The 25,944-nt window shown below is 25.3% G+C and carries 15 protein-coding genes; 9 read left to right on the top strand and 6 right to left on the bottom strand.

Features of this window, described 5'->3' with window-relative positions; genetic code table 4:
- Positions 1-200 precede the first annotated feature (200 nt).
- The 3 genes from dcm to GOQ20_RS03765 all read left to right on the top strand — a co-directional run bounded on the left by dcm (position 201) and on the right by GOQ20_RS03765 (position 6,563).
- Positions 201-1,460, top strand: a complete 1,260-nt coding sequence (gene dcm, locus GOQ20_RS03775; RefSeq protein WP_167845469.1) for a DNA (cytosine-5-)-methyltransferase — start codon at positions 201-203, stop codon at positions 1,458-1,460.
- Entirely contained in the window at positions 1,444-4,386 is a 2,943-nt protein-coding gene (locus GOQ20_RS03770; RefSeq protein WP_167845468.1) for a DUF262 domain-containing protein, read from the top strand. Before dcm ends, GOQ20_RS03770 begins: the two co-directional genes overlap by 17 nt.
- Before the next feature lie 218 nt (positions 4,387-4,604).
- Positions 4,605-6,563, top strand: coding sequence for a hypothetical protein (locus GOQ20_RS03765; protein ID WP_167845467.1), 1,959 nt, complete (start codon positions 4,605-4,607; stop codon positions 6,561-6,563).
- Between the two features lie 346 nt (positions 6,564-6,909).
- Here GOQ20_RS03765 and thiI read toward each other — a convergent pair whose 3' ends face one another.
- The 3 genes from thiI to GOQ20_RS03750 all read right to left on the bottom strand — a co-directional run bounded on the left by thiI (position 6,910) and on the right by GOQ20_RS03750 (position 10,444).
- Positions 6,910-8,052, bottom strand: a complete 1,143-nt coding sequence (gene thiI, locus GOQ20_RS03760; RefSeq protein ID WP_167845466.1) for a tRNA uracil 4-sulfurtransferase ThiI — start codon at positions 8,050-8,052, stop codon at positions 6,910-6,912.
- A complete protein-coding gene (locus tag GOQ20_RS03755) occupies positions 8,045-9,511 on the bottom strand; it encodes a hypothetical protein (RefSeq protein WP_167845465.1) in 1,467 nt (488 codons plus the stop codon). Before GOQ20_RS03755 ends, thiI begins: the two co-directional genes overlap by 8 nt.
- Positions 9,512-9,604: 93 nt before the next feature.
- Complete coding sequence (locus GOQ20_RS03750) at positions 9,605-10,444, bottom strand: Cof-type HAD-IIB family hydrolase (protein WP_167845464.1); 840 nt, start codon at positions 10,442-10,444, stop codon at positions 9,605-9,607.
- Between the two features lie 114 nt (positions 10,445-10,558).
- Here GOQ20_RS03750 and mnmG point away from each other — a divergent pair, with 114 nt between their 5' ends.
- Together mnmG and GOQ20_RS03740 are read left to right on the top strand one after the other, a co-directional pair.
- Entirely contained in the window at positions 10,559-12,400 is a 1,842-nt protein-coding gene (mnmG, locus tag GOQ20_RS03745; protein ID WP_167845463.1) for a tRNA uridine-5-carboxymethylaminomethyl(34) synthesis enzyme MnmG, read from the top strand.
- Positions 12,390-12,824 carry a 23S rRNA (pseudouridine(1915)-N(3))-methyltransferase RlmH gene (locus GOQ20_RS03740; RefSeq protein WP_167845462.1) on the top strand — a complete coding sequence of 145 codons (435 nt, stop codon included), beginning with the start codon at positions 12,390-12,392 and terminating at the stop codon, positions 12,822-12,824. Before mnmG ends, GOQ20_RS03740 begins: the two co-directional genes overlap by 11 nt.
- A gap of 279 nt (positions 12,825-13,103) precedes the next feature.
- Here the strand turns inward: GOQ20_RS03740 and GOQ20_RS03735 are convergent, their stop codons facing one another.
- Positions 13,104-14,003 (bottom strand): hypothetical protein, encoded by a 900-nt coding sequence (locus GOQ20_RS03735; protein ID WP_167845461.1) that lies wholly within the window; start codon positions 14,001-14,003, stop codon positions 13,104-13,106.
- 1,311 nt (positions 14,004-15,314) lie between these two features.
- On the opposite strand from GOQ20_RS03735, the gene GOQ20_RS03730 reads away from it, so the two are divergent.
- The 3 genes from GOQ20_RS03730 to GOQ20_RS03720 all read left to right on the top strand — a co-directional run bounded on the left by GOQ20_RS03730 (position 15,315) and on the right by GOQ20_RS03720 (position 19,211).
- Complete coding sequence (locus GOQ20_RS03730; RefSeq protein WP_318028600.1) at positions 15,315-16,796, top strand: RNA-binding domain-containing protein; 1,482 nt, start codon at positions 15,315-15,317, stop codon at positions 16,794-16,796.
- A 575-nt stretch (positions 16,797-17,371) separates the two neighbouring features.
- Complete coding sequence (locus GOQ20_RS03725) at positions 17,372-18,700, top strand: putative cysteine peptidase (RefSeq protein WP_167845460.1); 1,329 nt, start codon at positions 17,372-17,374, stop codon at positions 18,698-18,700.
- Positions 18,672-19,211 carry a hypothetical protein gene (locus GOQ20_RS03720; RefSeq protein WP_167845459.1) on the top strand — a complete coding sequence of 180 codons (540 nt, stop codon included), beginning with the start codon at positions 18,672-18,674 and terminating at the stop codon, positions 19,209-19,211. Before GOQ20_RS03725 ends, GOQ20_RS03720 begins: the two co-directional genes overlap by 29 nt.
- Before the next feature lie 489 nt (positions 19,212-19,700).
- Here GOQ20_RS03720 and GOQ20_RS03715 read toward each other — a convergent pair whose 3' ends face one another.
- On the bottom strand, positions 19,701-20,609 hold the full coding sequence (locus tag GOQ20_RS03715; RefSeq protein ID WP_167845458.1) for a hypothetical protein: 909 nt from the start codon (positions 20,607-20,609) through the stop codon (positions 19,701-19,703).
- 291 nt (positions 20,610-20,900) lie between these two features.
- Between GOQ20_RS03715 and GOQ20_RS03710 the strand changes: the two genes are divergently transcribed.
- Positions 20,901-23,864 carry a YobI family P-loop NTPase gene (locus GOQ20_RS03710; protein WP_167845457.1) on the top strand — a complete coding sequence of 988 codons (2,964 nt, stop codon included), beginning with the start codon at positions 20,901-20,903 and terminating at the stop codon, positions 23,862-23,864.
- 406 nt (positions 23,865-24,270) lie between these two features.
- Here the strand turns inward: GOQ20_RS03710 and GOQ20_RS03705 are convergent, their stop codons facing one another.
- Entirely contained in the window at positions 24,271-25,929 is a 1,659-nt protein-coding gene (locus tag GOQ20_RS03705) for an IS1634 family transposase (protein ID WP_167845019.1), read from the bottom strand.
- Positions 25,930-25,944: the final 15 nt, after the last annotated feature.

The raw sequence follows: 25,944 nt of genomic DNA, 5'->3' as shown, positions 1-25,944 counted from the left end.
TTATCCCCTGTATGTCTCTTTTAAATCTAAAACAATCTATTTAAGGTGTCCGGTATATATATATATATATATAGAAACCACACTTTAACTTATTTGCATAATAACTTTAATTTAAATCCACTTTTTCATTTTGTTAATTCATTTAAAAATACAAAAAAGTTGAGTGCTTAGCATTCAGCTTTTTTGTCTATTCCTAGAATATGAAAATTAAAGTCTTTGAAGCTTTCGCCGGTATAGGTGCTCAGCACAAAAGCATTTCGTGAGTTAACAAGCAAATAAAGAGTGAATTTGAAGTAGTAGCCACATCAGATTGAGATATAAGAGCAATTATTTCTTATGCATCAATTCATAATGGCTTAAGTGAAACAAAAATTGAAAAAATATGCAAAAATAAGTTTAATTCTGAAACAAAAATTGATGAGTATTTATCACAAAGGATTTTTAGCAGTAACTCTAAAACTCCTATAAAATACATTAAAAGATTACCAATTGAAACTAAGAAGGTATTAGCTGTAGCAAACTCTTTAAATAACAATTTCCCTGACATTAATGCTGTCTCAGGGGAAGTTTTAGATTTGCATGAAATTGATCTACTTACTTATTCATTCCCTTGTCAAGGGCTGTCGGTAGCTAATATGGGGCGTTCTAAAGGGATTAATGATGATTCAAGCACAAGCCATTTAGTTTGGCAAATCGGAAAGATTTTAAAGCAAGCTAAAAATAAACCTAAATATTTACTTTTGGAAAATGTTAAAAACTTAGTTAATCAATACCACGCTGAATATGAGCAATGAAAAGATCAATTAAAAAAATTAGGTTATAAAACCTTCACAGCTGTATTTAATGCTAATGATTTTGGGTCGCTCCAAAAAAGAGAAAGGGTTTTTGCTATTAGCGTGCTTAAAGGTATCAAAACCCCTTTTAAAAATGATGCTGAATATAAAGAATACTTGCTTTCTTTAGGTAGCAAGCATAAATTAACTACCTTAGAGCAAAGGAAAAAAGAGTATCATAAAATCTTTGATTTAAATAATAAAAATCTTGAAGAGTTAAACAATTATTTAGTTAATAAAACACCTTCCAGAGTAAGAATGATTAATGAAGGAAGAGATCTAAATGACCTAGAATTTGCGCATAAAAACAAATACACCATTAACACACTAACTACTAAGCAAGATCGGATTCCAAATGTTGGATATTTAAATTTAAAAGCAAATAACCCTAAAAAGCTCGATTATAGGTTTGTTTCGCCAAGAGAAAGTTACAAAATTATGGGATTTGAAGATAAGGATTTTAACAAGTTAAAACCATTTATAAATAGCGGAATTTTAACTAAAGAAGCATTATGAAGACAAGCAGGAAATTCAATTGATGTAAATGTTTTAAAAAGGATTTTTGAAGCAATTTGAAATATTCATGTATTAAATAATAAAGGGGATAAAAATGGCGAAAAAAAGTAAAGAAAAGTTCTTAACTGAAATTTGAGATATCGGTACAAATGTACAAGGATATTTCGACAACGCGATTTTAAAATGACTTCACAATTCTCATATTTCAAATGATTATATAAATGGCAATTTAATAAATCATTTAACAATAAATGCAATTGTTTATAAAGATGGCACTGAAGAAGAGTTTGAATTTTACAAAAAAGACTTATCAGAGAGCACTTTAAACCAAGTTGTGCAATTTTTAAAAATTTGCGACATTTTAGAAACAAATTCAAAAGATAAGGAACCAGCCATTTTTTATTTAAAAAACGAATTTATCGAAAAATTAAAGGACGATCCAATTTCGAATTGAGAAAATACAACTAGAGAATATATTTTTGAAAAAATCACCAATAAATTAAATCGTTATATAGATATCATTAATGATTACAATGCTAAGAAAAAGGAAACTAAATCAAAACAAGTTGACTTTGTAAGCTATTTAACTAATAATCAAAGAGAAATTTTTTATGATATAAGTGATAGTAATTGAATGAATTCAATTCTTTTATCATTTAGCAAAAACTTTATAGAGAATTTTGGAGATAGTTACTACAATTTAATTAATGAATATTTGAACAAGAAAAATAAATCTGCTAATGTAATAAAGCGTTGAGGTGAATTTTGTAATTATATTTGCACTGGAAAAAATCCGTTTAATGTGAAATTAATTTTAGATAAATTTATCACAGCATTAGGGATAAAAGAAAAACAAAAAGATCAAGAAATACTACATTTTGATTATTCTAGTTTTGCTCCTGAGAAATTAGGTTATACAAATGGTTTTTACGAATTCAATGGAAATTTAGATAGTTCCTCAAATATAGTTGATGATAATACACCATTTAAATCTTTTGTGTTCAATTTAAACTATTTACTTCATTTTTCTACTATAAAAAACGAAATATTCTTACCTTTATATCAAAGAAATTATTCTTGAAATGAAAGATTAATTGATATTTTATTTGAAGATATCGAAGCCTTAATTGAAGAAGAAAATAAAAAACATTTCTTAGGTTCTATAACATTTTCACAAATAAACAACACTTTAAACATTGTTGATGGACAACAAAGAACAATGACATTGATTTTGTTTTCATATGCGCTATATAAAATGATTCTTCATTATAATGTTCATAATGAAGATAAAATTCTTATTCCTGAAGTTTTTGTTGATATGTTCAAAAACAAAAAACATTGAATGAATCTTAGAGATTACGAAGAATCAGAATCATATCAATACTTAAAATCACTATTTTCAAGCGATATTAAAAAAATTAGGAAAGTTTTTGTACCTGATATTGAAAAAGAGTTTAAATCTAAAATAAAGAATAATTTAGATCACATTTGAAACATTTTAAATAGTAAAATTGGGTTTAATAAGGAAAAAATTGAAAAATTAACTAAGGTTTTCCTTGAGAATCTTTATTTCAACATTATGTTTGTGCAAAGCAAGTATGAAGATAAAATTTTTGAAAAAATGAACCTGCTTAGTCAAAGATTAAATAATATCGATTTAATTAATTCATTAATTTATAAACTTTGAGACCCTTACAATTATCCTGGTTGTGTAAAAAGTTTTAAGAAAAATATATCAGAGCATTTTTATAAAGTAAAAAACGATGAAACTATCGAAGATGATAAGAAAATTGAAATTTTTGCTAATTTTATTAATTACAAACACAATCTTAACTGTGATAGTGAAAGAAATAATGAATATAAAGTTTATTACATTCTCAAAAAATTCATTGAAACTAAACATAAAGAATTTAATGGAGACTTTCAAAAGTTTTTAGATGTGATTTCGAAAGATCTTTGAATTTTTAAATTCATATTAACTGAAAATACTAATGAATTAGAGAAATTATTTGATTCGCAGAAAATGCTATTTGCTAAAGAAATTAGCGAAGTAAACAAACATATGTTAATTTCTGTTTTCCCTTTTATGTGCCTTACTAAAGTTGCTGATACAACAGTTTTATTTTTAATTGTTTATAGTATCTTACAAAAATTTAATATCATAAGTTTTAATGAATTTGCATCTAAAGATGATAATTTAACCAACTTCAATAAAGCTATAAGATGACTTTTTGAAATCGAAAGATTTAGATGAATTTGAAAAACAAGTTACTTCGAAGGTCAATCAATTAGGGATATTGTTAAACGTTGAGCTGATAAAATTCAACATCATGATGGTAGCGATAATATTGAAAATATTGAAGATTTAAGAAATGAACTTTATAAATGAATTAATCCGCAAAGTACATTTAAAGAAATAATTAGTACTTTTGCTAAAGATATAGAAAATAGACTTTCAGAACCATCCAAAAGAACTACAAGTAGTAATAAAGACTACATAATGCTTATAAGAAGAGTTGAATGTTTTTTAATGAATGATTTTAATAATTTTCCAAATTGAAGCTATTTAAAAGATAATTCGGAATTAACAAAATTCTTAAATTTATTTAGTGAAAATTCAAGTTGAGAGCATTTTTATTCTAGAAAAATAAAAGAGGATTCAAAAGACGACGAAATAGAACAAGCACAAAAAGACTCTAATTTAATCGATTCTATTGGTAATGGTTTTATCTTAAATATGCAAGCAAACAACAAAGGGAAAAATAACCCTCCTGCTGAGAAATATGAAAAATTATATAAACATACGGAAAAATCGATGATGTCTTTTACAGGTGTGAAATTCACAATTAAAGAAGTAAAAGATAAATATTTAGATAAATTACCAGAATTATTTGAAAATCAATATAAAAACTATGATAAAAAAATTGAAATTCTCAAAATTGAGAAAGAGTGAACTAAAGAAAAAATTGAAAACAGAAATAAAGCAATCATTGCTTTAATTCAAGATATTTATTCACTTGAAAAATCTGATGAATAGTTTGACACTTTTGAGATCAAAATAACGAATAAATCTAGAAAATAGTTATATTCGTTATTTTTATATTAAATTTCCTATATAGTAAAAGTAAGTGGGGAAATGAAAGGTTTAATATTTAAAAGGTATTTATCAATTAATTTTTGGATTTTACTTAAGCACGCGTTTAAAGGTAATATAATTGAGATAGATAATAAGGAAATAAAATAAGGTGGTGTCTAATGATAGGTAATAAAGAGTTATTAAATAAATTAGAACTTGGACTTTGAAATCCAAGATTTGAAATTATTAACGAGTTTAATTTTGATTATATTAAGCGTTCAAAAAGTGCTAATTTTAGATATAACCTTGACCAAGAAATGAGCGAAATTGCTAATTTAATTTATGAAAACAAAGAAAGTTTTATTGAACTTTTTAATTCAATCAATATCAAATGATTACCTAATTCTGATTTTATTGAAGTTATTCAAAAAGATGAAGATAAATTCATTGTAATTGAAGGAAATAGAAGAGTAGCAGTTTTAAAAATCATTGCAAATTATGATGAATACGCGCAAAATATAGATAAATTATTCTGAAAAGTGAGTGAAGAAAAATCTAAGAAAATAAAGGTTTTAAAAGATTTTTTAGATCAAATAGAACCTAATAAACCTTTTACTGATTTTGAGTTATTAGAAAGCCAAATTAAGGTTCATAAAAGCAATGAAGAAATTTCGAATTCATTATTTAAGAAGCATGGAATAATTCTGGCAGGATATCAAAAATGAAATGAATTACTTCTTTATCTTGATATTTACTATTTGTTTGTAAATGAGAGCATTTACGATAAACAGGATTTAGAAGCTAAAAAAGAATTAGTTTTAGCGCGTTTTAATATGAGTGTAAATTCACTTTATAATTTATATTTAAATGCTTGCTGATTTATTCAATTAGCTAATAACAACTTCTCTGATTATGTAATTGAACAAGAATTTGTTGAGCATTTTTTAGAGCTTAGACACGAAGATTTAAATAAACATAAAACGCTTGAATTGCTTAAAAAAACAGCTATTAAAGTACGTAAAGATTTTGATTATAAAAGTAATATTGATGTTAAATTTAATGAAGCTAAAAGAGAATTTTACAATGCATCAAATTACAAAGGTTATCCGATTGAAAAAATTCAAAGATTTGTTTATAAAGTTTATTTAGATAAACAAGATAATCAAAATCCAGATAAAAAAGCAATTTTTTGTGCTATTTTCAACGATCCTGATTTTAGAATGAAAACTTATGAGTTTATTAAACATTTTTGAGACTTCCCTCTTTCTAAGCTTTTAGATATTAAAAGAAATGTCAAAAATGATAATGTCAAAAAAGTGGTGGATTATCGAATGAGTGAATTAGAAATTGCTGAAAAAATAAGTAAATTTTTAAAAACTAAATTCAAAAAGTATAAACCAATTGAAAACTTGCTCAATCAAATCATTCATAATACTCAAATTGATGAATCTAAGTTCTTTCTTAATGCTGTTGTATCTGCCATCCGGACCATTTCTGAATATTTTATAAAATTAGCACTTTTACAAACTATTTTGAAAAACAAAGACAAATCAAAAGATGAATATATCCAAGAACAGCTGAATTCAATTTTTAAAATTTGCTTAGAAAGACCAAGATCAAATATTAAAGATAAACAAGAAGAAATCAATGAATATAGAAGTGATTTTACAATCTTAAACAAAAATGATGAAAAGCTTTTCTTTTTAAGTTTCTTTAACATACCATTAGATGAAACTAATAGAGAACAACTTGGGTTAGATAAAGAAGTGATTATGTCTGAAAATCGCAAAAAGCTTTTTTATAACGTTCCAAATGAAAAAGTATTTAGTCATCTTACTGATATAGAAATTTATAAAGATGAACTTACAAAACTCTTTCAATCAAGTGATATTTGTCATGATTTTGTAGATTTTTACATGGATTCGCGTTCACTTCTTTCATACTTTGTCCACAATATTTATTCCTTAGAATTTGCATCCCAATTAGAAATTATCAAAGATAAAATCAAAAGAAGTTTAGAGCAGTTCCAAAACTTCTTTAAAATAATTGATCATATTAATTATGAATACTTTGATAAAGTTACAAAAGAAATGTTAGAAGCTTTTCCTGTTAAAGAAAAAGAAGCTTTTATTTATTAAATTATACTTTTATAAAACAACGAATAACCCTAGATAATAGAGTTATTCGTTTTTCATATAACTTAGTATACACAAATAAAACTTGAATAAAAAAGAGACAATCACTTGCCTCTTTTTGGGTTCAGGATTTTGTTATGATACTATAAAATACACATATAAAGGACCGTATCAACAGGTTTGCGCATGGAACCCGCGCGCAATATTAAGTTAAAAACTTAATTACAGTTATATAGATATCTAACAAGAATATTAGATACATTTATATTATATATCAACCATATTGAGAATTGAAAAATTAAATAAATAAATTATAAAAATTACAAGCAATAACTGCTCGCAATTTTCTTTAATCTCTATATTTAAAATTTAATATATCAATACCATTTTCAAAAGCTTCTTGCTCCATTTCTGGTAAGTTATAAAGCTCTTTTTCAAGCTCTAAAGCAGTTTGTAAAGAAGGTTTAGTGACAGGTTCTTTAGGAGCAAATAACTCACAAGTTTCATTAGCTTTAATAATCGAAATATCATGAGTACCAATTCTACGTGCAATATCAATAACTTCATTTTTATCAAAAGTAAGAAGTGGTCGGAAAATTTGAATTGAAGTTGCATTTCCGATTGTAGCAAGTGATTCAAGTGTTTGTGAAGCAACTTGACCAAGATTATCACCATTTGAAACAGCTAAATAACTTTTTTTAAGAGCCATTTTTTCAGCAATTCGATAAAAACTACGACGCATTAAAGTGATTTTATATGATTCTTTAGAAACAAAAGAAATGTAGTTCATAAGCTCGCTATAATCGCAAACAAAAAGAGTTGATGAACGTTGATATTTAGCAAGTACTTTAGTTAAATTTGAAATTTTTTCAATTGTTCTTTGATCAGTTTGTGGTGGTGTGATAAAAGTTAAAAAATCCACTTTAAGCCCACGCTTCATAAGCTCGTAAGCAGCTACTGGAGAGTCAAATCCACCACTAATAAGATGCAATATTCTTCCAGATACACCAACAGGAAGTCCTCCAAGTCCATTTATATATTTTGAAAAAATATAGGTACGTCCATTTCTAACTTCAACATAAAAAGTTTGATCTGGATTATGAACATCAACTTTCATTTGGGTATTTTTAAGAACAAAACCACCTAAAGCGTGATTAATTTGATCTGAAGTTAATTCAAATTTTTTAAAGTTTCTACGCGCTGCAATTTTGAATGTTTTAGATGTTGGTTCAACCATTTTTAAAATAGTTGCTTGAAAAACTTCAATATCATTTTCAACTACAACCACTGGAGAATATGAACTAATTCCAAAAACATAATTTAAGTTTTTTAAATTTTCTTCATTGTAATTTAGGTACATACGATCAAATTCTACTTGTGGTTTTTCACCAGTGATGTGTTGGATGTTTTGCTCTAATGTTTTAATGAAAGTTTTTCGATTTTTCTTTTTAAGAACAAGTTCTCCGTATCTAATTAAAATCTTGTTATACATATTTTTTCTCCTTAAGTTTATCTTTTAAATCACGATAAAGCATTTTATAATCATTGTTTTTTAATTCGTTTTGAGCTAATGTGAAAATTTGATTAATAGATTCGCTTTTTTTAGCTGAATATTGATATTTATTAGTTAAAACTTTTCTCAGTTCATTAATTAATTTTTTGTAAGCTGAATTTTCACTTACAATTTTAATTCCCTGTGAAATTAGATCAACTCAGTTGTTTCATTTGTATTTATTTTCACTAAGATTAATCACTGTTTCTTTAGTTAATTTTAATAAATTTTCTTGGTAAAAATTATCTAGTTCAAGCTTTATTTTTCTTGCTTTAAAACTGCTGGTTCAATTTTTATCTTCAATTAATTCTTTATATAAAGATATGGTTTGTAATACTTCAATATTAAAAGCTTGCATTTTGTGAAAGTAGGAGCTGCGCTTTATTTCTTTGTTCTGTCTATTTTGGAATGCATTTGAAGCTTTGTCAATAAATTCTTTGTATAAACTTAGATTCTTTGAGTAATTTTTAGCTATAGAAATGCTTTTAGCAATGTTTTTTAGCTCATTAACTACATTTTGATCAATTTTATCTTCTTGAATCTCTTTTATAATAGTTTCTAAAAAATGAGCGTTATTTTCATTAAAAGATTCAACTAAGTTTTTATTATGATTTTCCCTTGCTATTTCAAAAAGGAGTTGATAAATTGCTTTAATTTTATGGATGATTTGGTTATAAGAAAGTTCGTTTCATTCATTTTGCAAGCTTAGAACTTCTTTGGATAAATTATCATAAAATTTATGATCATAAGAATTAGATTTATTTTTAAGAAATTTAATTTGACTTGGAAGTGCGACAAACAAAATTCAGTCTAATTTTTTAAGCGAATCACAAATTTGAATATATTGCTGAATTTGCTTTGAAAATTCAATCATTTGCTGATTAGTATCTTTAAAATTTCCACTTTTTCTTAGGTTCTTAAAACTAGTTAAATTAGAGCGGTATTCATAATTAAGCACAATTGCTTTTTCGTAAGTATTAGGAATAAATTCCTTGCTTGAATCAAGAAAATACTGCGTTTCTGTGAGTGCATCTAAAAGGCGATCTCAATCATTATCGAAAGTGTTTCATTTTTGATTAAGTTCAAATGTTAGTGATTCAAATTTGCTATTATAACCTTTAAATTTATTGTGGTTGTAATTAAATTCTTTAACTTTGTGATAAAACTGAATGATTTGCTTGTTTTTATAATGCTCCTGAATTTGTTCGAAAATGTTTTTTAAGGTAGTTACAAAGCTACTAATAAATTGATTGAGTGAATTAAGATCATCATAAGTTTTATCAAAAGTTTTGTTTTCGTTTTTAATGCTTTGGTATTTTGAAAGCGTTGAAAGATTATAAGAAATAAGATAATTTATTTCATTTTTGATTTTGGTAATTTTGTTAAAAGTTTTATTCATATAAATATTTCTAAAAAGTAAAAAACTTAATAACACAAGTGTTATTAAGAATAAACAAATTAAAAATATTATGAAATATTTCATTTTTGCTACCTATTTTTTTGACTTTTGTTGTGAAATCATTCTTTTTAATTCGTAATCGCTACGGTATAAATAATCATCAATTGCTTCAGCAAGTCCATTTTGACGTACATCTGAAGTGTAATATTTAGCTGCTTTTTTAGTAACTGGATCAGCATTATCCATAACATATGAATAACCAACAGCCTGAAGCATTGGAATATCATTTGGACTATCACCAATTCCCATTACATCTTCAAGGGTGCAATCAAAAATATTATCACAAAGTCATTTAATTCCGCTTGCTTTAGAAACTCCGGTTTTGGTAATTTCGATGTGAGTTTTTAAGTTGCAAATATTTAAGTCAATATCAGCTTTTGAAGCTTCTTGATAAAATCTTTCAATTTCATCTCTATTTCCATATACTTCAATTTTATGGATATCTTCGTTGATTTTTCCTTCAGTGTTTCACTGATCATATTCACAAAAACGAGTTAAAAAGTCCTTATTTTCCTTAGTAAAATCTTTTAAGTAGTATTGATGAGTTCCAAAATAATAAAGCCCTATTCCTAATCTATTAGAAATTTCTCAAACTTTTTCTACTTCTTTAAGAGGCATATATTCAATATTTAAAATTCTTTTTTCTAAGTTATCAAAAATTAAGGCTCCATTTGAACAAATAATGTATCTACCTGAAAGTTCATTAGCTAATCTTTGGATTTTTTCATATGGACCATTACCAGTGTTGATTACAAAAGGAACGTTTTTATCAGCTAATTCTTTAGTTTTATTGATAATTTCATTTGAAAGTTCCTTATTAGGAAATGGGTAGATTGTTCCATCTACATCGCTAAAAATTACTCATTTATTCATAGTTTTTATATTATAAATTAATTTGATTTTTTTAGTTTTCTAAAACTAGAAAAAATAATTTTTTTGTATGAAAAAATAAGCAAAAAATCTTTTTTTAGTAAAATAATAAATACTATGAATAATAACAATTTAAATTTTGAAGCAGTTGTAATTGGTGGAGGACATGCTGGAGTTGAAGCAACTTTTGCGCTTGCAAATAAAGGGCACAAAGTTGCGCTTGTTTCTTTTGATAAAACAAGAATTGCAATGATGCCATGTAACCCTTCAATTGGAGGACCTGCCAAAGGGATTATTACACGTGAAATTGATGCGCTTGGAGGAGTTCAAGGGTATTTTTCTGATTTAGCAATGATTCAAATTAAAATGCTTAATGAATCAAAAGGGCCAGCAGTTAGAGCCATTAGAGCTCAAATTGATAAAGAAAAATACTCACAAATCATTTTTGAAGCTCTCTCAAAACACCCAAATGTAACTATCATTGAAGATGTTGCTACTGACATTCTTACTGATGGAAATAAATTTACTGGAATTGTTTTAGAGCAAAATGGAATTTTAAATGCTAAAGTTTGTGTGATCACAACTGGAACATACATGAATTCAAGAATTCTTCGTGGTGATGAAGTAACAGTTTCTGGACCTGATAATCAAAAAACTACACCAAAAGTAAGTCAGTCACTTGATAATTTAGGTTTTGAAATCCAAAGATTAAAAACTGGTACTCCAGCTCGGGTATATGCTCATTCAATTGACTTTTCAAAAGTTGAAAAAGAAAATTTAGAAGATTCATATTTAAGTTTCTCTTCTCGTTCTGGTGTGAAATTAGATAAGCAAATTTCATGTTATTTAACTTACACAAATGCTCAAACACATAAAATTATTCAAGATAATATTCATCGCTCTGCAATGTATTCAGGTTTAATTGAAGGAATTGGACCTAGATATTGTCCAAGTGTTGAAGATAAGGTAATGCGGTTTGCTGATAAAGAAAGACACCAAGTGTTTTTTGAACCTGAAACAGCTGATGGAAGCATTATTTATGTTAATGGTATGTCAACATCAATGCCAATTGATGTTCAAGACAAAATGCTTAGAACTATTCCGGGACTTGAAAACTGTGAGGTTCAAAAATGAGGGTATGCTATTGAGTATGATGCAATTAATCCGCTTCAACTTAAACCTACCTTAGAGACCAAAATTATTGAAAATCTTTTCACCGCAGGTCAAATTAATGGTACTAGTGGTTATGAAGAAGCTGCTGCACAAGGACTTATTGCAGGGATTAACGCAGGACAAAAACTGGAAAATAAAGAAGGTCTTGTCCTTTTAAGAAATGATGCTTATATTGGTGTTTTAATTGATGATTTAGTAACCAAAGGAACTAAAGAACCATATCGTATGCTTACTTCTAGAGCTGAATATCGTCTTTTACTTAGAAATGATAACCCTGATATTCGTCTTGCTAAATATGGTCATATGGTAGGGTTAATTAGTGATAGTGATTATCAAAAGGTTCTTGATAAATACAAAAAAATTGAAGATAAAATTGTTGAATTAGAAAATTCATTTGTTTCTTCAAAAAGTGATTTAGCTCTTAAATACGGAATTACAAATGGTGTAAGTATGTTAAAAGTACTTGCTCGTCCTGAAGTTGCTGCTAGTGATGTTGTTGGTGATTTTGAGTTCAAAAACGAATTAACAACAATTGTAAGGTTAGATGGATATATAAAAAAACAAGAGCAAGAAGCAAATAAAATGAATAAGCTAGATAAAATTGTAATTCCAGCTGATTTAGATTATTCACAAGTTAATAATATAGCTACTGAAGCAAAACAAAAACTTGAAAAAATTCGTCCAATTAACTTAGGACAAGCTTCAAGAATCAGTGGAATTAATCCAGCAGATATTCAAATGCTTCTTTTCCACTTAAAATCTAAAAAAGGAAACAATGAAGCTTAATATTGTTGCAGTTGGTTCACTCAGTAAAGAATACCAAGTTCTTTTTAATGATTATGTCAAGAAAATTGAGTTTTTCTGCAAGGTCAACGTTATTGAAATAAAGGAACAAAAAATCGATAATATTGAATTAAAAATCAAAAAAGAAACTGAAATGATTTTAAGTAAGATACCAAAAAATTCTAATGTCATTTATTTATCAACCAAAGCCAAACAATATGATTCAGTCGAATTTGCTTCACTTTTTACTAATGTTGATAATACAACTTTTGTTATCGGTGGATCAAATGGAGTAGATGAATCTTGTTTTGAAAAAAAAGTGAATTTTTCAAAAATGACTTTTCCACACCAATTATTTAGGGTAATGCTTATTGAGCAAATTTACCGTGGTTTTTCAATTGTAAATAACATTAAGTATCATAAATAATAATTTGAAACCAAAAAGTCACGCTATAACGGCGTGACTTTTTGTTTTAGGTTGCCCTTCAGTATTATTAGAATTTTCATTAATTTCTTCATTAGTTTTATTATTAAAATGTCTATCAAAGTATAAATAAACTTTTTCATTACCATGTCGTGAATTGTTATTTAATTTAGAACAGCTGCTAATTACCCCCCGAAAAGGGTAAGTAAAAAGATAAGTGGTTTTCATAAGTTTTTAAGTTTCATAATTTTTATTTCCTTTGTTATTTTTTTAAGTAATTTTTTATTCAAAAATTCTTTTTATAAGTTTATGTATTTCATAAAACTTTCTTCAAAAATCTTGTGTAAATTTTACACCAAAATCATTAGTAATGAACGTTTCACTTGTATTATTTTTAACAAGTTTTTCTAACTCTATTTCTATAATAGTATCATAAGCTTTTGTTATTTGAGTAATTTTTTCAATAATAACAGGTTTTATTTTTTCAAATCAGCTTTCGTGTATTATAAATGTAAAAATACTAAAAATTCCTACATAATCTTCAAATTTTTTGTTAATTACTGGTAAATCTCACTCTCTTTCGTTTAAATTATTAATTGTTAAACCTTTTGTTTCAGGCAAGCTTCTAAATTGAAAGTATGTAAATTCAAATACATCTGCATAAGGAATTGTTGCAAGTTTTATTTTTTCTAATACCTTATCATTTAATAATAAATTAACATTATCTAAACGCTCTTGTCTTTCTTGGACTAATTCTTCTTCTCCTTGGTTATTAAAAAATAAATCAAAAAGTTGTTTTTTGGTTTCTTGGTTAAATTCATTATTGTTATACATTTTTAAGACATTTTTTCATACAATTTTAACTAAATCAAAAAATTCTAATGTGCTTTGTACATAAATTCCTTTTTGATGTGAATACTCTCTTAATTTTCATTGCTGTTCAAGGTTTCACTCTTTTTCTGCTAATTTATTTTCAAGTGTAATTCTATTTTGAGTTCTAAATTCTTTAAAAATAGTAGCAGTTGTTAAAGTCAAGCTTTGTGTCTCTGCACTAGCATCATTATCACTATTATTATTTTCTCCATTATTTTTGGTAATGGTTTTATCATTACATGCTACCATAAAAGGTAAAGTAGCACTTGTAAGCACCATAGGACAAAGTTTTAATAATTTTTTAATCATAGATTTTCCTTTCTTGTTAAGCCGAGAAATCTTTAAAAGTATCTGTATTTCTCGGGTGACTTTATCACTTCTCTTCTTTAAATCAATATTTTCATTTTTATTAAAACAAAAAAAAAAAAAAAAAAACAAGTGTACAAAAAAGACTAAAACAACAATAAACAAGTGGTTTTTATCCAAATTAAAAAAATATTTTTAATAAAAATATCTATTTTTTCAAAAAGATAAAAAAGGGCGAGCTTTTGTTTAAAAGCGAGCCCGAATTTTTTTAATCTTCATAAATATTTATATTTTATGATTTTGAGAATTTATAAATATAAAAATAAAGCTGAAAATTTTTTTCTAGCTTAGTTTCTCAAGATTTTAAGTTGTAAACACAATTAGTCAATATTTTTTATAGTTTGGAAATCTGACGAAGCAAATAAACCTAAAACGCAGAGATATTCATAATTTTTCTAGTGGAATGTATATATATATAGCAAATTAATATACTTTAAAACTTCATACTAGCAAATGGGAAATTATAACGAATGAAACACGAATGAAACACGAATGAAACACGAATGAAACACGAATGAAACACGAATGAAACACGAATGAAACACGAATGAAACACGAATGAAACACGAATGAAACACGAATGAAACACGAATGAAACACGAATGAAACACGAATGAAACACGAATGAAACACGAATGAAACACGAATGAAACACGAATGAAACACGAATGAAACACGAATGAAACACGAATGAAACACGAATGAAACACGAATGAAACACGAATGAAACACGAATGAAACACGAATGAAACACGAATGAAACACGAATGAAACACGAATGAAACACGAATGAAACACGAATGAAACACGAATGAAACACGAATGAAACACGAATGAAACAAATATCAAATATAAATAAAGATAATAAACAAACAATATTAATATTGTTATATTTCTACTTTTATAATTAAATTTAAAATATTTGAATAAATATTTATTTTATAGTTTTAATGATTTATAAAATTTATTAAACTAAGCAATAATAGTTTTAATACATTTCATATGTAAAAAAGTATTATTTATAAATTTACAACTATACATATGTAATATTTTTCAAAAATATTAATATTTTTGAAAATAATTTCAATCCCAATACATAATTCTTCAATCATTGTTTAAATAAATTAAAATTTAAATAATTGTTTATATAAAAATACAGAGACATAAAAGGAGAAGTTATGAATCATTCGGACATTAAAAAAATAGCACGAAATATTCTTGATAATAGATCTATAGAAAATAGTTTTATAGAATATAAAAAAAACTATAAATTTTAAAGACAAAATTCTTAAAACAGCTTGTGCTTTTGCTAATAATTTAATGAACAATGAAATCAACTTATTGTTTATTGGAATAGAAGAGGTTGATGATGAAAACACAGGTGAAAAAGCAATTCCAAAAAGACCTATCACTGGAATAGATGAAAGTCAAATAGAATCAACTGAAAATGAATTAAAAAAGATTCTTTCGAATATTCGCCCTACAATAAATTATGAAATTATTAGCGACAAAATTGACGATAAGCCCTATCTCATTGTTGCTATAGAGGGTAATTCTTCTGGGTCTTACCGCACAACTGATGTTGCTGAAAAGAAAAAAGGAATAAAACTCAAAGCTGGTAAATACGTAAGAAAAGAAAGAGATACAAAATTAGCAACACCATTAGAAGAAAATGAGTTAAATAGAAAATTTTCAAATTATCATTTTAGTTCTAGCTTAAATTCGACAGCTACGATAAATGATTTAAATTATGAATATATGAAAGAATATCTAGTTCAAACACGTGCAAAAGAAGACGTTATTAATTTATCTAAGTTGGAAATGGCTAATTGTTTAGGATTAGTAAGTAATAGTGATTATGGTGGATATAGGGCTAAAAATTTTGCCGTTTTAATGTTTGCGAATAAACCAAAAGAATTTATTGATGGTGCATCTGTCAATATAATAAGAGAAGTTGAAGGTACTGATAAAATGACATCCAAAGAATTTGACGGACCTATTTGGATACAAGTTCAACAAGCTATTGAATATTTCAAATCTAATATTTTAGAGTCTTATACTATAAGGAAAGATAATAAAATTGAACATGAAATTATTTATAACTTCCCATTACCTGCTTTTGAAGAAATTATAACTAATGCCGTTTTACACAAAGATTACGACAAAAGAGAGTATGTTGGTGTTTATGTTCGTAAAGATGAAATCTCTTTCGTAAATCACAATAGACCGCTTCCACCAGTTACAATTGATGATCTAAAGACAAAAAAGAGTTTTGATACAAGAAAATATCTTAACACAGAAATAAAAGATATGTTTTTCGCACTTAAGTTGATAGAATCTTATGGCTCTGGAATAAAACGTGCAAAAGAATCTTTAGAAAAAAATGGATCACCTGAATTAGAATTTTATCCACAAAACGAAAATGATGACTATACACAGGTTATTATAAAAATACATCCAGAATTTTTAAAAGATAGTAAAGAAAAAGAATTTGAAAGATTATTTTCTGATAATAATGGACTTTTTAAATCACTAACTGACAATGAAAAAGATATCATCAAAATTATAATAGATAATTCTTATGTAACAGCTAAAGAGATTTCTGAAAAATTATCTATTACTACAGATAGTGTTTATTTTAATTTTAAAAAATTGAAAAATAAAAATATTTTAACTTACGAAGGGCCTAAAAAATTAAGAAAATGAATAATCAGATTCGATTTTAAAAAGCAATAAAAGCAATATAAAGTAGGATGAAAAATATGCTTATAATCATATTTCCGTCTTGTTGCTTCAATGTAATAATCTCAAGCGCAACAAAAATACCGTTCCCAACCCAACAAGGAATGGTGTTTTTATTGCGTTTTTTCTCTTTATTTCTTCTTTTTAATTTATTTGTGAATTCTGCCTTTTAAAAAAATTTTAATAAAAGAATAATATCTCTTGAATGAACACTGCTTTCCAATTGTTTGTAAAATAAATTGTTTTTTCCATTAATTATTTGTTCTTTTATAAAAAAACGCAAAAACCAAGTAAATAAAAACACAAAAAAGCTTAGGGTGTATCATGCTTTTTTTGTGTTTTTGAACTCGCACGCGTTGCAACGCAACTGAAAATCGCGTTTTAATTACAATTATTGTCATTGTCTTATAAAGTTTTCTAATATTTTTCAAAGCTTAATTAAATGTTTATACAAAAAATATTATTTTTTGATTAAAAAATACTAGTTTTATCTCGATAAAAACAATTGACCAATATAAAACAATATAATTATTATAGGTAATGGAAAAATTACCAACTTAGGAGAAAACATGAAAAACAAAATTGCTTTTAAAAAACTTGTTGCAATTCCTTTAATAGCTTCCGTTGTTGCTTTAAATAGTTTCAATATAAGTGCACAGTCTAATTTTATTAACGAAGAAAAACAAGAAGATTTTCTTTTCAAAGAAGAAAATCAAATAAAAATTGCTAAAACAGAAATTTTTAATATAACCAAAAAAACTATGAACTTTATTGAATCAATAGATTTTTACAATGAATTAGATGATCATATTAAAATTTTGTTCTTTGAAAAAGCTACTGTAGTTCTTAATTTATCTACTTTTACTATTTCTGAAACTATTTTAGATAGAATAGATAAAAATGATAACTTTAGTTGGTTACCAATTATTGGTATTATAGAAAAAAATGGTTATAAAAAATATCAAATTAATACAAAAGAAGAAATTTTTGATACAGATATTCAAAAATTGAAAGAAACTTATAAACAAAACAAAAACAAAATAAACATTGATGAAAACAAAAAAGAATTAAAAAAATTATTAGATCAAAAAATAAGAGTAAGAAAAAGTGCTGACCCTTCTTCTATAGGTGAACATTTTGATGGTGATTTAAACTCTTACTTTGATCACATTGTTGAACAATATGAGTGATTTAGACACAAAACAACAGATTACCAAATTGGTTATGTTACTGACGGTAGAATCGGTTTATGTGAATATATCGCTCTAGCTATGATGATAGAATATCAAGAACTATTTTGTAGCTCTGGATTCTTTACAGATTCTGAATGAGATTCATACTACACAACACCTATAAACAACAGTAATAATTTTTGATATGGAAGCCCTATTCACAAAAATTATCTTTATTCAAATCCAACATCTTCTGTTGCCTATCGTTTATATGAATTATCTGGAAAATCTGCAGACGTAAAGACTGCTAAAACTTTAAATGATGCTTTAATTAAATTTTTAAATCAAAATGGTAAAAATTTTGCAAGCAAAGTTCGTTCTGATTGATCAGCAACGCTAATTCATTCATCTCACCCTGAAGATTATTTAATTGAGAAAAAAGTGCCAGTTATGATTTCTTTTGCTAATATATTCAAACTACAAGGTCATAACGTTGTTATATATGGTTGAAATTCTAAAACAAGAAAATATTTAACTCACTATGGTTGACCTAATGGCAGAAACTCAGAAAGAATTATAAATAAATCTGACGTTTGAGGATGAATAAGTCCATCATATTGATACTCATTTAAAGTTAAAGATCAATTCAAAAAAGAAACAAGAAAAGCTTTTAATTTCAAAAACGAGGTAATTTCTTATGATCAATTTAAAGCAAAATACCAATAAAAGATTAGTTATTCATTTTTGTGCCTTACAATCAATAATTTTTCTTTTATTAACAGTGGGTTTTTTAATATATATGATTTACGGAATAAAAATAAATGAGACCCATGAAGGATGATTTACATTTTTAATTACGCTTACATTTTGTTTTTATGTTTTTGCCGTTTTAACATTAATTATTGCTAAAATACCATTAATAAGTTCTTTTGGTTCTTGAAAAACTAAATTGTTATATCTTTTTACGTTTGGTATTTTCTTGTTAAAAGTAAAAGACGAAAATATTGCTGATTTCAAACTTTACAAAAAAACAAATATAGCTATGATTTTTATATGAATTTCTTTATTTATAGGTTATTTAATTTTCCACACTGTTGGTAATTATTTAACAGACAATTGACCATTCGCTGGACTTGACGGTGTTATATTTTTTGAATCTATTTTAATTTTATCCACCTTAGCACCATTAGTTTTCAATTTATTTTTATATAAAAAATCTTTATCTTTAGCAAAATAATAACTTAATAATGAAACACAAATATAGATTAAAAATTTTGTAACTCTTGTATTTGTGGCTTCGGTGTAAGTCCCATAACAACAAAAACGCCGCTCCCAACGCAAAAGGGAATGGTGTTTTTGTTGCATTTTTCTCTTTTATTTGTTCTTTTTCATTTATTTGTGAATTATGCCTTTTAAAAAATCTTTAATTTTTAATAGAAGTAAAATATCTCTTGAATAAACACTGCTTTACCATTGTTTTTAAAATAAATTTCTTTTCCATTAACTATTTGTTCCTTTATAAAAAATGCAAAAACAAAGGAAACAAAAATACAGAAAAAAGCGTAGCATTTATCCATACATTTTTTCTTTTGTTTTTGAACCCGCCCGCATTGCAATACAACCTACAACCAAGTTCTGAATCAATGTATATGCAATTAACCTACTTTAAAGCTTTATGCTATAAAGTATCAAAGGTTTAACAAGAATTAAAATTTAAAAATTCTCATTAATTTGTATAAAATGACTCATTTAAAACAAATTCATTAACTAACATTCTAAAAATACGAATATTTGATTCCATTTTTCCTTTAAAATCGATATAACCACGACCACCTATTTTGTCGTCATCAAATGATTCGCTTTTATTTCTAAGGAAGTAATTATGAACAGTATTGTGAATTTCACTTATTTTTTCAAAACATAAATAAAAGTCGTTAGACAAATCAATTAATCTTTGTTTAAATAGTTTTTCAGCATCTTTATTAATGAAAAGAAATTTATTTTCATTTTCATTATAAGTAAATAACAATAAAGTAATACGTTTAAAATGCCCAATAATAATATGCGTTAATTCTTCATATCCTATTCAATCGATAAGGTTTCATTTCTTAATCTTAATATTTTGAGGGAAATGTACATAAGAAAATTGGAACACATCAGCGTATGGTGAATAATCAAGTTTCATTTGGTTAATCTGTTCTTGTGTTGCATTGGAATAATCATTAAGTATATTTTTTAATACATTTCAAGATTCTTCTTCCTCTCAAGTCATATTTTCTTGTAAATAATCGTTATAAAACTTTTTAATTTTAGAATCAATATTAGTATTTATTTTTGATTTTTCAATAAATTTAACAATTTCTACAACTAAATCGACAAATTCAAACATAGTCTTAGTAAACTTATTTTTATAAACATAATACTCTTTTATAAGTTTTCTTTCTTCATGGCTTCATATTGTTTCCCTTAATTTAAAATTAAGTGATTTTTCACTTTCTTTTTCTCATTCTAAATAAAGCTTATTTGATATTTCTTTGTTATTTTCATTATTATTTTTATTACAACTAACAATAAAAGAAAAAGCGCTACTTCCCAAAACGATAGGTGCTAATTTTAACAATGATTTTAATTTCATTTTTCTTTCTCCTTTTAGAAATAATTCTTATTTTTATTAAAACAAAAAAAAGCGTGCATAGCTTCACTTATAACACTAAAAATAAGGCGCTTTCTACAAAATTGAAAAATATTTTTAAATTAAAATTATCTATATTTCTGAAAAATATAGATTTTAAAACAGAATATTAATTCATTTTTATTATTTATAGGCCAAATTGTTTTAAAATCACTTTTTTATTTTCTCATCCTTAATATAGCTAAAGTATAATTTTATTATTGAATAATATTGAAAATTAAAAAGGAATTGATTATGGATAATAAAAAAGACAAAAATACTTTTTTCGCTCTTTCTCCCAAAATTTTAGATAAAGAAGAAATGAAAACCTCTTTTTCTAAATGTAAAAACGCTTTAGACCATGCTTTAAATAATGATGATATTACGAATATCGGGATCATTGGACATTATGGAGCGGGAAAATCTAGTTTCATAAACACTTATATAAAAGAAAATAATATTAAAAATGTTATAACTATTTCTTTACCTCATTTTTCTTCAAACGATAAGACAAACAATGCAGATAAAGAAATAAATGAATTGAATAATGAAAATAGATTGGAAAAACAAATTATTAATCAAATTTTATCTCAGGTAGAACCAAAGAGAATTTTCCTGAGTAAATATTCTTTTAAAATAAATAAACCACGAATTCAAATATTTTTTTACACTATATTAACCATATCGTTTATATTTTCACTTATTTTATGATTTTATAAAGATTATTGAAATAATTTGTTTCATTGACAAGATACAAATAATTTGATAATTTTGTGCGCTATTTCTTTTTTAATACCTATTTCCTTTTTCATTTTCATATTTTTTAAAAAGAAAATCTTAAAGATTTCAAAATTAAGTTTTAAAGGTGCGGAAGCAAAAATAAACGATTTAGAAAAAAACGACGAAACAATATTCGACAAAGATATAAGAGAAATTGTTTATTTGATAGCAAATTCCAAATCCGACATTGTAATAATAGAGGATTTGGATCGTAATAACAATGTTGATATATTCGTCAAATTAAGAGAATTAAATTTTTTAATTAATAAATATAAAGAGAATGTTTTTGGAAGAAAAAGAAATTTTAATTTATTTAGCCCCCAAAATAAAAACGTTGTCAAATTTATTTATTTAGCAAAAGGATCTATGTTTTCTTCTGAAGAAAATGTGAAGTTTTTTGATTTTATAATACCAATAATTCCTGTTGCTGATTTTATGAGTTCTAGTGATAAACTAAGAACGCTAATTGATGATGGGGTAAAAGAAAAAACTATTTTTTATTTATCTGAATATATTAGCGACATGAGAATTTTAAATAACATATTAAATGAATTCTATATTTATAAAGATATATTGGCTATAAATACAAACGACACAAAAATTAACAATAATTCTAGCAATAATATTGAAACAGATAAATTGATCACTATAATAATTTTAAAGAACTTGATGCCCCAAAGTTTTGAATTATTTTTTAAAAGAGAAGGCATAATTTATGAAATTTGAAAAGATCTCTCTCACAATAATGAAAAAGTGATAGAAAAAATATCTTCTATAAACGAAGATGAAAAAATTAAAGATTTTCTAAGAATGATCGTAGAAAATAAATATTTTGATGAATCTTTCGAATATTATGTAAGTACTTTTTACAAACAAACTCAAAACAGAAATAACGAACTTTTTATTAAACATGTAAAAGAAAATCCTGATAAATTATTCAAAACAGACATTAAATTTGAAAAGGTGGAAGAAGTTATATGGAGACTGAGAAATAAACACTTTAAAACTATATCAATATTGAATATCGATATATTAGAATCATTAGGGGATGATGAACAGGATAAAATAGAATTGATATTAGATAATTTTAAGAAAGAATATAAAGACATTTTAGAACGCTTATACGAGGAATTTCGAAATAACAACAAAAAGGTGCAAAAAATCATTATTTGATTTTTAAACAAAACGTTAAATGATGAAAAAAATAAAGGATTTAAAGATTGAATAATAAATCTAAAAAACTCAGAATCACTTACAACCAATGAACATTCAATGTTTAAATTTGTATTCACAATATGTTTTATAAATTTTGAAATTGAAGATTTTATAAACATATTTAAAGAATTTCCTGATTTCATAAAGAATAAGAAACTTCATATAAATTGCAATTTTTTTGAAAAAGAATTTAAAAAAGAAATTAAAAACAAAATTAATGAAATTAGAGATTATTCTATTAAATTTTTTAATTTATCTTATTTGGATTTAGATAATGAACAAATAGAAAAATTGATATCAAAAAAACTTTTATCTTACAACATAAATGATTTTATGGATATATTGAAAAATAATATCAAAGAAAAAGAAACAGAAATAACAATGAAAAATCTATTTAAAGTACTTTTTGAAAACAAAGAAAAAAATTCATTTTTAAAAAAATTTTGGAAATTTTTTGATGATAATTCTTTTTCACTTTTCATTAATTATACAAAGTCTAATAATTACTCTTATCACTCTAATGGAGAAGATGTCTTAAAGCGTGTACTAGATTCTGATTTAAATTGAAAATATAAACTTAAATATGTTGAAAAATGCAATAAAAATGAAAAAGTTTTAAAAAGTCTCTCTGACTTTACAAACTGAAAATCAGAAACACAAATATTGGACATTTTGTTTTCTAATAATTGTATTTTATTTAACAAAGAAAATTTTAATTTATATGTTTCAAATCAAAATGAATTAAGCAATGCCTTTATTCAATACCTTACCAATAATATAAATGAAAAAAATTACACCGAATACTTAGATAAAAATAACACAAAACTTTTACATAACATTATTAATAACAATGAAACTAAGGGAAAATTACTTGAATTTGTATTACAACTTATCGACTATAAATTAGTTATTTCTAAAGCTAGTTTTTCATTGGAAAAGCTGAAAACTATTATCAAAAAAGGTAAATTATCAATTAATATAAAAAATTTTCAGCTTTTAATAGAAAACAAATTTATAAAAGAGTTTATAGAGTTGTATCAACAGGTTGATACAAATAATGATAGAGATAACATATTGAATCAACTAAATTTAATTGAGAATGATCAATTGTTAAATGGGTTATCGAAACTTGAAGGTCTAAGTGAAGAAGAGGAAAAAACAAAAAAAGAAATACAAAATAAGCTTAAAGAAATAGATAATAATTTTATGAATATAGAACTTTAAAATATTTTATAAATTGTAAAAACAAACGTCTGATTTTAAGTTTCATTGCAAAAGAAGGAATTTAAAACCACAATAAAAAGAAAGGCTAAATGCCAAGCTTTTTATTGTGGTTTTTCAAAGCAAATACAAAAATAAATTAAATAAGTAAATTGTTTTAAAAACAAAGAAAACTATTATTTAAGAAATATTTCATTTCTTGAAAAATTACATTTTTTTGATTAGTTATAATTTAGATGAAAATAAAATATTAATATGATTATTAAAAACCACAAAGACACCTCAAAACTATTGAGGTTTCTTTGCAAATTAAACTTTTTTGTCTACTCCTAAGTTTGACACTTTTAAAACTTAAAACGACGAATAACCCTACAATATAGAGCTATTCGTCGTTTTTATATCACAATTCCTATATAGTAAATTTTACGTCTTCACATTTACCAATAGTTTCAATTGGTTTAAGTCCAAGAACTTTTAATATAGTTTTGAACTCTTCAGATTCTTCTGATTTAATATAAGTATTTATTTCTGGGATAATTGATAATTTTTGATTTTTAATTGATTCAATTATTTTATTCGTAGGAAGCGGATAACCACAATATTCAAGAACAAATTCTAAATATCTTTGAATCGTGAGTGCAAGGAAGCAAATTAAAAAATGTCCTTTGATTGTCTTTTCAGTTGAAAGATAAATTGGTCTTACTTCAAAGTTTGTTTTCATCACTCTAAAACTTTCTTCTATTTTTCAAAGTTTTGAATATTGTTCAATAATTTCCATTTCATCCATATCTTCATGAGATGTTAAAATTCCATAAAATCCATCTGCGGCTTCATCTTTCAAAATCGCTTGATGATCTAACTCAACTTCGTTAGCTGAAAGTTTTAAATACTTCTTACCACCTCTTTTCATTTCTGATTTTATAGCTGATAAATTGAGTAATTTTTCAGCTTTTTTAATAAGTCTTTCACGATCTTTTTTATCTTTTCTTTGTCTCTTTCCAGAGAAAGTTAAAATCAGTTTATTGTCAATTTCATAAAAGGTATTATTAGATTTAAAAAGCTCTTTGTGATCTTGTTTTTTCACACTGAATTCTTCATACATCATTTTATATGTATCAAGATCATAAATTCCTTCAATTTTATTTTCTTTACCTTTGATTTTGTAAGCCATTATGTAATCGTATCCTGCTTGTTTTATGGCTAATAAGTTACTTTTTGAGTTTAAACCTCTATCTGCAACAATAGTAATTTTATCTATACCTAAGTCTCTTTTTATATTCTCTAAAACAGGTTTTAAAGTCAAGAAATCAGATGTGTTTCCAGGGAATAAATCATAATAAATCGGTATTCCCATATCGTCGATTAAAAGACCTAAAACAACTTGAGTTTGGTTAACTTTATTGTCTTTTGAAAAACCAAATTTTCTAAGTTCATCAGGTATAAAACTTTCAAAATAAACAGTTGTAACGTCATAGAAACAGAATGTTAAATTTCTGTTAATTTTGTCTACAAATTGTTCATTTAAATGTTTTAAAATATCCGCTTTTTTATCCTGTAAAAACTCAAGTGATCTATAAATGTCTTTCAAACTATCATCAAATTTGTATCAATATTTTTTAATTTTTTCAACTGAACTTCTTTTAGAAGATGGTTCTAAAATTCTTGTTAAAATTAGCATTTTTGTAATTGATGCTAGGTCATATTTTGACCTACTATTTTTCTTTTGTAAGTCATTTAAGAAATTTGGTAATTCTAGATAATTTATGATTTCTTCGTAAACTAAATTTCCATATCCTTTAATTTCTGTTCCTTTAAATTTGTCCAATTTTAAAGAATTCATGATTTGTAAAATTTGTTCGTTTCTATCTTTTTGTTTTTGATTTTTCTTTGAACTAACAGATTCTTTTAATTCTTCAATGAAGTTTGGATTATCTTTTGTAAGATCTTCTAATTTACCTAAAAATTTTACTTCTCTAATTTTTGGTTTTTTAGTTTCTTTATCTCAATATGATTCTACGATTCTTACATATTGTGTTTTATTCTTTTTGATGATTTGTACTGATGCCATAATTTGTCCTTTTTA

It is taken from the genome of Mycoplasmopsis gallinacea (assembly GCF_012220205.1).
GTDB lineage: Bacteria > Bacillota_I > Bacilli_A > Mycoplasmatales > Metamycoplasmataceae > Mycoplasmopsis > Mycoplasmopsis gallinacea_A.
This window is presented reverse-complemented; position numbering and strand designations above follow the sequence as displayed.